This is a genomic window from Mycobacterium adipatum (genome assembly GCF_001644575.1).
GTDB lineage: Bacteria > Actinomycetota > Actinomycetes > Mycobacteriales > Mycobacteriaceae > Mycobacterium > Mycobacterium adipatum.
This window is the reverse complement of the sequence record NZ_CP015596.1, coordinates 2,283,890-2,296,909: the sequence shown is the minus strand read 5'-3', so window position 1 is coordinate 2,296,909 and position 13,020 is coordinate 2,283,890. Positions and strand designations below refer to the sequence as shown.

Here is a 13,020-nt window from a genome sequence, read left to right as displayed (position 1 = left end):
CCATCGCGTCATGCCCACAGTTGCCCTTCCAACGCATCCTCTGCGTCATCGAGGCTACCGGCGTACGCGCCGGTGGACAGATACTTCCACCCCGCATCACACACGGTGAACGCGATGTCGGCACGCTCGCCGGCCTTCATCGCCTTGGCCGCCATCCCCAGCGCCGCGTGCAGGATCGCACCGGTGGAGATGCCGGCGAAGATGCCCTCGACCTCCACGATCTGGCGGGTCCGCCTGATGGCGTCGAAGGCCCCCACCGAGAAGCGGGTGGTCAGGATGTCCGGGTCGTAGAGCTCGGGCACGAAACCCTCGTCGATGTTGCGCAGGGCGTACACACCCTCGCCGTAGCGCGGCTCGGCCGCCACGATCTGGATTCCCGGCACATGCTCGCGCAGGAACCGGCCGGTGCCCATCAGTGTGCCGGTGGTGCCGAGACCGCCGACGAAATGGGTGATCTCCGGCAGGTCGGCCAGCAGTTCGGGCCCGGTGCCCTCATAGTGCGCGGCGGCGTTGGCCGGGTTGCCGTACTGGTACAGCATCACCCACGAAGGGTTCTGCGCGGCAAGCTCTTTGGCGTGTGCCACGGCCGTGTTCGAACCGCCCTCGGCGGGACTGAAGATGATCTTGGCCCCGTACAGCTCGAGGAGCTGACGCCGCTCGATCGAGGTGTTCTCCGGCATCACGCAGACCAGCCGGTAGCCCTTGAGCAGTGCCGCCATCGCCAGCGAGATACCGGTGTTGCCGCTCGTCGGCTCGAGCAGCGTGTCGCCGGGCTTGATGAGCCCGTCGCGCTCGGCCTGTTCGATCATGCGCAATGCCGGCCGGTCCTTGATGGAGCCGGTGGGGTTGCGGTCCTCGAGCTTGGCCCACAACCGCACATGCGGGCCGTTCTCGTCGGCCTCCCAGCGCGGCGAGAGCCGCTGCAGGCCGACCAGCGGGGTGTTCCCCAGTGCCTGCAGCAGCGAGTCGTATCGGGTCAAGGCCTAGCCACCTGCGACGGCGGGCAGGATCGTCACCGAATCACCGTCGGCGATGGCGGTTTCCAGGCCGCCGGAAAACCGGACGTCCTCGTCGTTGACGTAGATGTTGACGAAGCGGTGCAGCTTGCCGGGATTGGCGGGGTCGACGAGGCGCTCCGAGATGCCGGAGTAGTTGGCCTCCAGGTCGGCGATCACGGCCCCCAGGGTGCCGCCGGCGGCGTTCACCCGCTTCTCCCCGCCGGTGTGGGTGCGCAAGATGGTGGGAATCGACACGACTACTGACACGGTGGCTCCTTGTTATCCGTACTGCTCGACGATGCTGACAGGTTCTTCGGTGACGACGCCGTCGAGGATGCGAAAGCTGCGAAGTTCATGCTCCTCGGGGTCGCGGGTGGAGATGAGCACGTAATGCGCGTCCGGCTCCGCGGCGATCGAGACGTCCGTGCGGCTCGGGTAGGCCTCGGTGCCGGTGTGCGAGTGGTAGATCACCACGGGCACCTCGTCGGCCTCGTCCATCGACCGCCACACCCGCAGGTGCTCCATGGAGTCGAATCGGTAGAACGTCGGGGACCGCTCGGCGTTGACCATCTGGATGAATCGCTGCGGTCGATCCGAACCCTCCGGCCCGGCGATCACCCCACAGGCTTCGTCGGGATGGTCGGCGCGCGCGTGGGCGACCATGGCGTCCACCAGGTCGGCGCGGATCACCAGCACGTCACGACTCCGTTCTCTGGTCAGCGCCGAAATCGCATTCCCGACGGGAAAGGTCGAGAACACTCCATCTGGAATGCTGTTTCGGCGACATCATGCGAATGCTCCGGGCAACAGGCCGCGGTAGGTGGGTATTCCTGCGACCGACGTTGCCGCCAACACACCCACCAGCACAGCACGCGCCAGACACTCGGCCGCCGCGGCGCCGATCACGGTGAGCAGCGCCGTCTCCGGGGACATCGCGGTCGGCACCTTCTCCGACGGACCCCACCCGGCCGGCGCCTGCACCGCCCCGGTGGCCAGCGCGAATACCGTGTCGCCGTCCACCGGGGTGTGCGCCGGACGGATGGTATGGGCAAGTCCGTCCTGGGCCGCGATGGCGATGCGTCGACACCCGGCCGGGCTGACCGCGGCGTCGGTCGCGACCACGGCGATGGTGGTGTTCAACGGGCCGCTCTTCTTGTCCAGGCTCGCGAACTCGGCCACCTCCGCAGGCGGTGGCGCCGTCAACCCGAACTCCGCGATCAGGTCGGCCATCCACGGCAGCCCGGTGGCGGGGTCGACGACATTGCCCCCGGAGTTCACCGCGACGATCGCCCCCACCGTCACACCGATATCGGGCAGCGTCATCGAGGCGGTGCCCAACCCGCCCTTGAGCACGCCCGCGCGGGCCCCCGCCCCGGCACCGACGCTGCCGACGGCGAACGTCTCACTCGCGGACCGCACGGCCTGGTAGCCGAAATCCGCGTCCGGTCGGCAGCCCCACCCACCGACCGGCAGGTCGAAGATCACCGCGCCCGGCACGATCGGCACCACACCACCGTCCATCGCCACACCGCGGTGCTGTTCCTCGAGCCAGCGCATCACACCGTCGGCCGCGGCCAGCCCATAGGCACTGCCGCCGGTGAGCAGCACCGCGTCGACGTGACGCACGCTGTTGGACGGATCCAGCAGGTCGGTCTCCCGACTGCCCGGGGCCCCGCCCCGGCAGTCCACCGCGCCCACCGTGCCCTCCGGCGCCAACACCACGGTGCTGCCGCAGGCCCACCCGGACCCGAGCGTGGCATCGTCATCGATCCGGTGATGGTGTCCGACCCGGATGCCGGCGACATCGGTGATCGAACCCCGGCTCATCGAGATCCCATCAGGCTGATCACCAAGTACTCCTGCAGCACGGTCAGCCACTGATAGACATCGAGATGGCCCGCCATCGGATGGCCGACGGGTAGCTGGTCGAGACCTTCGGGTCCGATCTCCAGCATCGCCCCCAATGCGAGGCGCACATCGTTGACCGCCGACGCCCAGGCCTGAGCGTCGTCCTCGGAGAGCTCGAACTTGCCGCCACCGTCGGGCATGGTGTCCAGGAGCCGATGCGCCGCTTGCCGTTTCGCATCGATGATGGCCGGCTCATGCAAACTGCGCAGGGCGCTGTTCAAACTCTCCGCGGCCGCCGAGCCGGCGGGGTGACCGTTGCGCGGCCGGAAGAAATCCGGGAGCAGCCGTTTCATCGTCTCGTCGTCCGGAGGGGTGGTGTGGCCGGTCCGGATCCCGGTGATCTCACTGAGTTCGTCAGTGGGAGCAGCAGATTCGCGATCGTCGAGCATCCCGGTCAGCGACACCACCAGATTGCGCAACAGGGCGGCCTCGTGCGCGGCCAGCGAGGACCGGAATCGGGGGCCGTCGGCGCTGTCGATCCGCTTCCACTTCCGCACGCGATCAGCGGTCCTGCTGCATGGTGGCCCACAGCCCGGCAGAGTGCAGCTTGGTGACGTCGACTTCCATCGACTCACGACTGCCCGCCGACACGACGGCCTTGCCCTCGGTGTGCACCTGCATCATCAGCTTGGTGGCATGCGGCTCGGAGTAGCCGAACAACTTCTGGAACACGTAGGTCACATACGACATCAAATTGACCGGGTCGTCCCAGACGACAGTCACCCAGGGACTGTCGGTGGCGGCGTCTTCACCGCGGTCGACGTCCGCCGCCTGGTCCTCCCGGGTACCCGGCTTGGTCCGCGCAGGGGTAACCATGACGCACAGGATACCGGGGACCGACTGCGCGCCCGAACCGGAACGGTACCGATACGGTGAGATCGTGAGCGACGGCGTGAGTACAGCACTGCTGACGGACAAGTACGAGCTGACCATGCTGGCCGCCGCGTTGCGCGACGGTTCGGCCCACCGACGGTGCACCTTCGAGGTCTTCGCGCGGCGGCTGCCCGACGGCAGGCGCTACGGCGTGGTGGCGGGAACCGGACGCTTCGTGGAAGCGCTGGCGCAGTTCACCTTCGATGAGCAGACCCTGGCCGCGGTGTCCGATTTCCTGGACGCCGAGACCCTGGCCTACCTGTCGGAGTTCCGGTTCGGTGGCGATGTGGACGGCTACCCGGAAGGGGAACTGTTCTTTCCGAACTCGCCGGTGCTGTCGGTGCGCGGCAGCTTCGCCGAATGCGTCGTCCTGGAGACCCTGGCGTTGTCCATCCTCAACCACGACAGTGCGATCGCTTCGGCCGCGGCCCGCATGGTGTCCGCGGCCGGTGGCCGCCAACTCATCGAGATGGGCTCGCGGCGCACCCATGAGCAGGCGGCCGTGGCCGCGGCCAGGGCCGCCTGGATCGCCGGGTTCAGTGGCAGCTCCAACCTCGCCGCCCAGCAGCGCTACGGGGTGCCCGCGCTGGGTACCAGTGCGCACGCCTTCACCTTGCTGCACACCACCGCCGACGGTCCGGACGAGCGGGCGGCCTTTGCCGCACAGGTGCAGGCGCTCGGCACCGGCACCACGCTGCTGGTGGACACCTACGACATCACCGCGGGCGTCGCCAATGCCATCGCGGTCGCCGGCCCCGAACTGGGCGCGGTGCGCATCGACTCCGGGGAGCTGGCCATCCTGGTCCGTCAGGTCCGCGATCAGTTGGACAGCCTGGGCGCCACCGGCACCAAGATCGTCGTCTCCAGTGATCTCGACGAATTCGCCATCGCCGCGCTGCGGGCCGAACCGGTCGACAGCTACGGGGTCGGCACCTCACTGGTCACCGGCTCCGGTGCGCCGACGGCCGGCCTGGTCTACAAGCTCGTCGAGGTCGACGGCGTCACCGTGCAGAAACGCAGCGCGCACAAGGCGTCGGCGGGTGGCCGTAAGCAGGCGATGCGGATCGCCAAACCGTCGGGGACCTTCGTCGAGGAGGTCGTGCACCCGGCCGGACAGCCCCCGCCGACCGAGGACGGTTTCACCTCGCGGCCGCTGACCGTCGAACTCGTGCGGGCCGGGCGCCCGGTACACGAGGCCACCCTCGCGCAGGCCCGGGCGCGGGTCGCCGCCGGGCTCGGCAGCTTGCCATGGGACGGCCTGAAGCTGTCCAAGGGCGATCCGGCCATCCCGACCCGTGTCGTGACACCGGGTTCGCCGGCATCGTGAACACCACCGACCAGGTCACCGAGTTGCTTGCCTCGGCGGTCTCGGCACTCGGCGGGGCCCAGCGGCCCGGCCAGGTACAGATGGCCGAGGCCGTCACCGAGGCGTTCGAAACCGGCCGCCATCTCGCCGTGCAGGCCGGGACCGGCACCGGCAAGTCGCTGGCCTACCTCGTCCCGTCCATCGCGCGCGCGGTCGCAGCCAACGAGCCCGTGGTGGTGTCCACCGCCACCATTGCCCTGCAACGCCAGTTGGTGGACCGCGATCTGCCCCGGCTGGCCGACGCCCTGGCCGGCACGCTCCCCCGCCGGCCCACCTTCGCGCTGCTGAAGGGCCGCGGAAACTACCTGTGCCTGAACAAGATCCACAACGGCGCAGCAGAACCGGACGAACTGCCACAGGAGGCACTCTTCGATGCGGTGGCCGCCACCGCGCTGGGGCGCGATGTCAAACGGCTGACCGACTGGTCGTCGGACACCGAGACCGGTGACCGGGACGAGCTGGTACCCGGGGTGCCGGACCGCTCCTGGAGCCAGGTCAGCGTCTCGGCCCGCGAGTGCATCGGGGTGTCCCGGTGCCCGTTCAGTACCGACTGTTTCTCGGAGAAGGCCCGCGCCAAGGCGGGCACCGCCGACGTGGTGGTCACCAACCACGCACTGCTGGCCATCGATGCCATCGCCGATGCCTCGGTACTGCCCGAACACAGCCTGCTGGTGGTCGACGAGGCCCACGAACTGGTCGACCGGGTGACCGGTGTGGCCACCGGCGAACTGTCCGCGGCGGTGCTGGGGGCGGCGCAGCGCAGGCTGGGACGGTTGGTCGCCGACGAACTCGCCGAGCGGCTGGAGGCCGCCGGGGCAAATCTGTCCGCCGCCATCTTCGACGCCGAGCCCGGACGCATCGACCACCTCGACGACGAGCTCACGACCTACCTGACCGCGCTGCGCGACGCCGCGTTCACCATTCGCTCCGCGATCGACACCACCCCATCGGATCCGCAGGCGGCGGCCGCCCGCACCGAGGCCGTCACCGCGGTGACCGAGGTCGGCGACATCGCGGCACGCATGCTGGACTCGTTCGGGCCGGCCATCCCCGACCGCCACGACGTGGTGTGGCTCGACCAGATCGAGAACAACCGCGGCGGGCCGAAGCGGGCCATCCTGCGGGTCGCGCCGCTGTCGGTGGCAGGGTTGTTGCGCACCAGGCTCTTTCAGCACTGCACGACGGTGCTCACGTCGGCGACGCTGACCATCGGCGGCAACTTCGAGGCGATGGCCGGGGCCTGGGGGCTCAATGGCGGGGACCCACCGCCGAAGTGGCACGGCCTGGACGTCGGCTCACCGTTCGACCACGCCAAGTCCGGGATCCTGTACGTCGCCAAACATCTCCCCCCGCCCGGGCGCGACGGCACCGGCTCGCCGGCCCAGCTCGATGAGATCGAGGCGCTGATCAACGCCGCGGGCGGGCGCACCCTCGGATTGTTCTCCTCGATGCGGGCCGCGAAGGCGACCGCCGAGGTGATGGCCGAGCGACTTTCGACGCCGGTGTTGTGCCAGGGTGAGGACACCACCGCCGCCCTGGTCCAGCGATTCGCCGACGATGAGGCAACCTCGCTTTTCGGCACTCTGTCGCTCTGGCAAGGCGTGGACGTACCCGGGCGCACGCTGTCGTTGGTGCTGATCGACCGGATTCCGTTCCCGCGCCCCGACGATCCGCTGCTGACCGCGCGCCAGCGCGCCATCGCGGCGCGCGGCGGCAACGGGTTCATGGCGGTGGCGGCCAACCATGCCGCCTTGCTGCTGTCACAGGGCGCCGGACGGCTGCTGCGTCGCGTCGAGGATCGCGGTGTCGTCGCGGTGCTGGATTCCCGGATGGCCACCGCCCGCTACGGCGGTTATCTGCGCGCCTCGCTGCCGCCGTTCTGGGCGACGACCGATCACGAGCGGGTGATCGCCGCGCTGGGCCGGCTGACCGCCGGCTGAGCGTTCATGCGGTGTGACCGCCGCGGATTCACTATCCTTCTTGCAGCCCGTCCGGGCGCACCGAAAGGCGGGGGCAGATGAGGCGCCACAGGTTCGCTGCGCTGCTTGCCTGCGTCGCGCTGCTGGTCAGCGGGTGCGGGCAGGAACTCCGGGGTACCCCGGTGTCGGTGTTCGCCGATCCGTTCCGGGTGGCCGGTATGCCGGCGACCGACGGGCCCACCGGGCTGCGGGATGACGCGGCCGAACCCACCCGTGAGGTGACCGGTACCGACGGTGGTGAGATCGACCACCTCGCGGTCAGCTCGATCAGCGATATCGAGGAGTTCTGGGAGACCGCCTACCCCGAGACCTTCGATGACGAGTTCACCCCGGTCTCCGATGTGATCTCCTGGGACGCAGACGGTTTCGACGGCATGTTCTGCGACACCGATACCTACAACCTGGTCAACGCCGCGTTCTGCCACGATGACGAGACGATCGGCTGGGACCGCGGCGTGCTCCTGCCCTCGCTGCGCCGCGCCAACGGCGACATGGCCGTGACGATGGTGCTGGCCCACGAGTACGGGCACGCGGTGCAACTGCAGGCGGGAATGATCACCAGGTCGACGCCGACGCTGGTGGCCGAGCAGCAGGCCGACTGCCTGGCCGGTGTTTACATGCGCTGGGTGGCCGAGGGCAACTCGCCGCGGTTCACGCTGTCCACCGGTGACGGGCTGAACAACCTGTTGGCGGCGATGATCGCGTTCCGCGACCCGCTGCTCAACGAGGGCGCCCCCGATGTCGGCGACGACGAACACGGTTCGGCGTTCGAACGGGTGTCCGCCTTCCAATTCGGTTTCACCGACGGTGCCGGATCGTGTGCGTCGATGGACCCGGCGGAGATCAAGCAGCGCCGCGGCGACCTTCCGGTGTTGCTGCCCGAAGATCAATCCGGTGAGCTGCAGATCACCGAGGACTCGGTGCGCACCATCATGGACGCCCTGAACATCCTCTTCGAGCCCGCCGAGCCGCCGGAGCTCACCTTCGAACCGCTGGACTGCCCGGACGCCGATTCCGATGCGCCGGTGACGTTTTGCCCGGCAACCAACACCATCGCGGTGGACCTACCGGCGTTGGAGCTACTCGGCGCGCAATCCGATGACGAGGACACCGGGCTGGTGACCGGCGACAACACCGGGTACTCGGTGCTGGTATCGCGCTACATGCAGTCCATTCAGCACCAGCATGGCGGCGTGGAGCTGAACACCGCGCGTGCCGCCCTGCGCACCGCCTGCCTGACCGGGGTCGCCACGACGAAGATGGTCGACGAGGTGAACACGCCGGACGGCAACACGATCGCACTCACCGCCGGCGATGTCGACGAGGCGGTGTCGGGCATTCTGCTCAACGGTCTGGTCGCCAGCGACGTCAACGGTGAGTCGGTGCCCTCAGGGTTCTCCCGGATCGACGCGTTCCGGGTGGGGGTGCTCGGCGAGCAGGAGCGGTGCTTCAAGCGATTCCCCTGACGGCGGACTCGGGGCAGCTGGATCAGACCACCTTCGTCTCGCCGTAATAGGCCAGCACCGAATCGGATTCGTCGGTCGAGCGGGTCAGGAAAGCATACGAGCGGATGAAGGATTGACCCACACAGCCGTCGATCTTGACCTGGAAGTTGCTGACCAGTACCCACGGGTTGGACCCGGCGAACTCCTTCTCGGTGACCGGGACAATGTTGATGATGCCCGGTTTCAGGCCGACGGCCACGCCACCGGTCACCGGCGTGGTCAGCACCGGGATCAACCCGTCCAACGCGGGTGACCCGACATCGACGCCGGCCAGGCCGACCGAGGGGGACGCTCCCACGGTGCCGGTGACGGTGACACCGTTGGAGGTACTCATATCGATGCCGCACCCGATCTGATAGCCGACCTCCAACACTCCCTCCGGGGGATCGCCGCCCTCCGGTCCGCTGATGTTGCCCTTGAAGGTGCCGCCGACGACATAGCTGCGCGATGACAACGCGGTGGTCAACGGCGCCGAGACCAATTGGGTCTCGTCGGCCGCGCCCAGTGTCAGCCGCCAGCCGTCCGGCGTCTGGGTGGTGACCGGCGGCGGCGAGGACACCAGGCCGTGCGCCTGCGGCGGGGCCGCAGGTGGGAGCGTCGCGACCGCGGGCGCGGCGACCGCGGTGATCGGAGGTTCCAGGGCGGGATTGATGGCGGGGGCGAACACCGGGTCGACATCGGGTTCGTTCGGGTCGGTGCCGGAATCGCCCCCGGCCACCGGGGCGCAGATCAGGGCCACCGTCAGCGCCGCGGTGAACAACGCAAAGGGTCGTGGCACGGCAAACCCCTCATTAGGCACCTCGAGGAACTTACATCGCCTATGTAACTCTGCGGCCACGACAAGGACACGGCCGGTACGGGGCTCAGCCGACCGGCAGCCGCCACAGATATCCGGCCTCCATCGCCACCCACAGTGCCGTTGCACCGTTGCCGTCGCGTTGGACGGCCAAGCCGTGCGGTTCGCCGCCGGGAATCAGGTCGACGGTGCTCACCTCACCGTCGGCGGTGATCCGGGCGACCTGGCTTGCGCCCCACAGGCTGACCCACACGCCACCGGACGGGTCGGCGACCACCGCGTGCGGCTTGCCGGGCAGATCGAGTTCCTGAATGGCCTCATCGGTCGGGATCCGCCCGATCTTGTCGGCGAGGATCTCGGTGAACCAGATGGCGTCGTCGTGGGTGGCGGCGATCCCGACCGGCCCGCCCCTGCGCGTCGGCACCTCGCGCACGGTCAGCGCTCCGGAGGGCTCGAGCCGGCCGATGGCGTTGGCCTCGTTGAGGGTGAACCAGAGGGCGCCGTCGGGCCCCGTGGTGATCATCGACGGCATCCCACCGGGGTGTGCCACCTCGGTGACGGTGCCGTCGAGGTCGACCCGGCCGATCACGCCGGAGTTCGTCGCGGTGAACCACAACGCCCGCCCCGGCCCGGCCACGATTCCGAAAGGACCGCTGCCGGAGGGCAGTTCGACGTCATCGAGCACGCCATCGGCGGTGATCCGGCTGATCCGGTCATCCCCGTTGCGGGTGAACCACAGGGCGCCGTCGGGACCGGCGGTGATGATCGAGGGCTTACTGCCCGGCGCGACACCGAACGTCTCGACGGTGCCGTCCGCGCTCACCCGGGCTAGCGCTCCACTGTGCACCAGGGTGACCCACATGGTCGAGTCGGGCCCGGCGGCCAGCGCGTACGGCCCGCCGGCGATCTCGACCGACAGGATGCTCATGCCAGTGTGACCAGCGCCAGTTCGTTGTGCCCGGCCAGCAGCCGGTGGTGCGGCAGCACCCGCACGGTGTAGCCCACCGGACCGGCGATCGGCAACGGCGTGGTCGTCGAGAAAACCTGATTGCCGCCTGCCATTCCGGTGTGCGTCATCGTCACCGACACCGGATTCTGCAGGACGTCGCCGTCGTCGACCCGCCCGAGGACGGCCTGCACGACCACCTCGTCGGGGGCCAGCCCGGCCAGGTACACCGACGCGGTGAGGGTGAGTTCACTGCCGATCAGCGGCGTATCGGGCAGGCCGTAGCTGTCCACATCGGTGATCTGGATCTTGGGCCATTCCTGTTGTGCGCGTTGGCGATAGGCCGCGAGCTGGCGGGCCGCGCCGAATGGCACCCCGGTGGCGTCACCGGCGGGTTCGATGGTGGCACGCAGCGACTGCGCGGCCGGCGCGTAGTACTTCTCGGTGTAATCGCGGACCATCCGCGAGGCGAGCACCTTGGGTCCGAGGGCCTGCAGCGTGTGGCGCACCATCTCCACCCACCGGGACGGCACGCCATGCTGGTCGCGATCGTAGAATTTGGTGGTCACCGAGGATTCGAGCAGTTCATACAGCGCGCTGGCCTCGATATCGTCGCGGCGGCTCTCATCGGCGAGTCCGCCGGCGGTCGGGATCTCCCACCCGTTCTCGCCGTCGTACCACTCATCCCACCAACCGTCCCGGATGGACAGGTTCAGCCCGCCGTTGAGCGCACTCTTCATCCCCGACGTGCCGCAGGCCTCCAGCGGGCGCAACGGGTTGTTCAGCCAAACATCGCAGCCCCAGTACAGCATTCTGGCCATCGACATGTCGTAGTCCGGCAGGAAGGCGATCCGGTGCCGCACCTCGGCGCGGTCGGCGAACCGCACGATCTGCTGGATCAGGGCCTTACCGCCGTCGTCAGCCGGATGCGACTTGCCCGCCACGATCAACTGCACCGGCCGGTCGGCGTCGAGCAGCAACTTCTCCAGACGGTCCGGGTCGCGCAGCATCAAGGTCAGCCGCTTGTAGGTGGGTACCCGGCGGGCGAACCCGACGGTAAGCACATTCGGGTCGAATGCCGTTGCAATCCAACCCAGTTCGGCCTCCGAGGCACCCCGCTCCAGCCAGGACCGGCGTAGCCGGACCCGCACATCCTCGATGAGCAGCGCCCGTAGCTCGGAGCGGATCCGCCACAGGTGCCCGGCGTCGACCTGCTGAAGTTTGTGCCAGGTGTCCGCCTCACTGAGCGCGCCGAGGTCATCGCTGCCGATCAGGTCGCGCGCCAACTCCACCCACTGCGGCGCCGCCCAGGTCGGCGCGTGCACACCATTGGTGATCGATCCGATAGGTACCTCGCCCGGGTCGAAGCCCGGCCACAGCTCGTTGAACATCTCCCGGCTCACCCGCCCGTGCAGCAGCGACACCCCGTTGGCCCGCTGCGCCAGGCGCAGGCCCATGTGCGCCATGTTGAACTTCGCCGGATCGTCCTCGGCACCGAACGCGATCACCCGATCCAGCGGTACACCGGGCAACAGCGGCGTGTTGCCCCCGAAGTACCGGGTGACCATCTCGACCGGGAAGCGGTCGATACCGGCGGGCACCGGGGTATGGGTGGTGAACACCGTGGAGGAGCGCACCACCGTGAGCGCGGTGTCGAAGTCGAGTCCGGCGTCGATCAGCTCGCGGATCCGCTCGACGCCCAGGAAGCCGGCATGCCCCTCGTTCATGTGGAACACCTCGGGCGCCGGCAGCCCCTCGACCTCGGTGTACGCCCGGATGGCGCGGACACCGCCGATCCCGGCCAGGATCTCCTGCTTGATCCGGTGCTCCTGATCGCCGCCGTACAGCCGGTCGGTCACCCCCCGGAGTTCGTGGGTGTTCTCGCCGATATCAGAGTCGAGCAGCAGCAACGGGATTCGCCCCACCTGGGCAATCCACACGTGCGCGAACAGCTGGGCACCGTCGGGCATCGCCAACTCGATGAGCACGGGCTGCCCGCTGCGATCGGTCAGCAGCCGCAGCGGCAATCCCTGCGGATCCAGCGACGGGTACGTTTCGTGCTGCCACCCGTCGGCGGTCAACGACTGCCGGAAGTAGCCCGATCGGTAGTACAGTCCCACCGCGATCAGCGGCAACCCCAGATCCGACGCAGATTTCAGATGGTCACCGGCCAGGATGCCCAGGCCACCGGAATAGTTGGGCAGCACCTCGGCGACACCGAACTCCATGGAGAAGTAGGCGATGCCGTTGGGCAGCCGCACCCCATCTCCGGCCTGCTGCTGATACCAGCGCGGGCGGCTCAGATAGTCGTCCAGGTCCGCCGCGCGCGCGTCCACGCGCCGGAGGAACTCGTCGTCGGCCGCGAGCTCGTCGAGCCGCTGCGGACTCACCGCACCCAACAGGGCCACCGGGTCCGCGCCGACCTGGTCCCACAATCGGCCGTCGATGGCGGCGAACAGGTCCTGCGTGGGTTTATCCCATGACCAGCGCAGGTTGACCGACAGTCGCTCCAGGACGGAGAGCCGCTCGGGGAGGTGCGCACGGACCGTGAATCTGCGGAGGGCCTTCACGCGGCTCAACCTTACTGACCGGCCCGCCGACGGGCCCCGAGGTGGTGTCGGCTCGGTCACCGACTCACGTCATCTCGCC

Annotated in this window: 12 protein-coding genes; 3 read left to right on the top strand and 9 right to left on the bottom strand. The window is 68.7% G+C overall.

The window, feature by feature from the left end; all coding sequences use genetic code 11:
* Nucleotides 1-8: 8 nt before the first annotated feature.
* The 6 genes from A7U43_RS10890 to clpS all read right to left on the bottom strand — a co-directional run bounded on the left by A7U43_RS10890 (nt 9) and on the right by clpS (nt 3,722).
* Entirely contained in the window at nt 9-980 is a 972-nt protein-coding gene (locus tag A7U43_RS10890) for a cysteine synthase (RefSeq protein WP_067994665.1), read from the bottom strand.
* Between the two features lie 3 nt (nt 981-983).
* Entirely contained in the window at nt 984-1,265 is a 282-nt protein-coding gene (locus tag A7U43_RS10885; RefSeq protein ID WP_067994662.1) for a MoaD/ThiS family protein, read from the bottom strand.
* A gap of 12 nt (nt 1,266-1,277) precedes the next feature.
* Nucleotides 1,278-1,661 carry a M67 family metallopeptidase gene (locus A7U43_RS10880; protein ID WP_231963626.1) on the bottom strand — a complete coding sequence of 128 codons (384 nt, stop codon included), beginning with the start codon at nt 1,659-1,661 and terminating at the stop codon, nt 1,278-1,280.
* A gap of 123 nt (nt 1,662-1,784) precedes the next feature.
* Nucleotides 1,785-2,825 (bottom strand): P1 family peptidase, encoded by a 1,041-nt coding sequence (locus A7U43_RS10875; RefSeq protein WP_067994653.1) that lies wholly within the window; start codon nt 2,823-2,825, stop codon nt 1,785-1,787.
* Complete coding sequence (aosR, locus tag A7U43_RS10870; RefSeq protein ID WP_067994650.1) at nt 2,822-3,403, bottom strand: oxidative stress transcriptional regulator AosR; 582 nt, start codon at nt 3,401-3,403, stop codon at nt 2,822-2,824. The genes A7U43_RS10875 and aosR overlap by 4 nt, the downstream gene beginning before the upstream one ends.
* 4 nt (nt 3,404-3,407) lie before the next feature.
* Nucleotides 3,408-3,722: an ATP-dependent Clp protease adapter ClpS gene (gene clpS / locus A7U43_RS10865; protein ID WP_067994647.1), complete on the bottom strand. Its 315-nt coding sequence runs from the start codon at nt 3,720-3,722 to the stop codon at nt 3,408-3,410.
* Nucleotides 3,723-3,798: 76 nt separating this feature from the next.
* On the opposite strand from clpS, the gene A7U43_RS10860 reads away from it, so the two are divergent.
* From A7U43_RS10860 to A7U43_RS10850, 3 genes are all read left to right on the top strand, one after another.
* The gene (locus A7U43_RS10860; RefSeq protein ID WP_068002420.1) at nt 3,799-5,106 is read left to right on the top strand and encodes a nicotinate phosphoribosyltransferase; all 1,308 of its coding nucleotides are present in this window, start codon (nt 3,799-3,801) and stop codon (nt 5,104-5,106) included.
* Complete coding sequence (locus tag A7U43_RS10855) at nt 5,103-7,085, top strand: ATP-dependent DNA helicase (RefSeq protein ID WP_067994644.1); 1,983 nt, start codon at nt 5,103-5,105, stop codon at nt 7,083-7,085. The genes A7U43_RS10860 and A7U43_RS10855 overlap by 4 nt, the downstream gene beginning before the upstream one ends.
* Before the next feature lie 77 nt (nt 7,086-7,162).
* Nucleotides 7,163-8,590: a neutral zinc metallopeptidase gene (locus A7U43_RS10850; protein WP_067994641.1), complete on the top strand. Its 1,428-nt coding sequence runs from the start codon at nt 7,163-7,165 to the stop codon at nt 8,588-8,590.
* A 22-nt stretch (nt 8,591-8,612) separates the two neighbouring features.
* Here the strand turns inward: A7U43_RS10850 and A7U43_RS10845 are convergent, their stop codons facing one another.
* The 3 genes from A7U43_RS10845 to glgP form a co-directional block, all read right to left on the bottom strand.
* Complete coding sequence (locus A7U43_RS10845; protein WP_156526099.1) at nt 8,613-9,296, bottom strand: MspA family porin; 684 nt, start codon at nt 9,294-9,296, stop codon at nt 8,613-8,615.
* 196 nt (nt 9,297-9,492) lie between these two features.
* Nucleotides 9,493-10,353: a Vgb family protein gene (locus A7U43_RS10840; RefSeq protein WP_067994635.1), complete on the bottom strand. Its 861-nt coding sequence runs from the start codon at nt 10,351-10,353 to the stop codon at nt 9,493-9,495.
* Complete coding sequence (glgP, locus tag A7U43_RS10835; RefSeq protein ID WP_067994631.1) at nt 10,350-12,941, bottom strand: alpha-glucan family phosphorylase; 2,592 nt, start codon at nt 12,939-12,941, stop codon at nt 10,350-10,352. Before glgP ends, A7U43_RS10840 begins: the two co-directional genes overlap by 4 nt.
* Between the last annotated feature and the right edge of the window lie 79 nt (nt 12,942-13,020).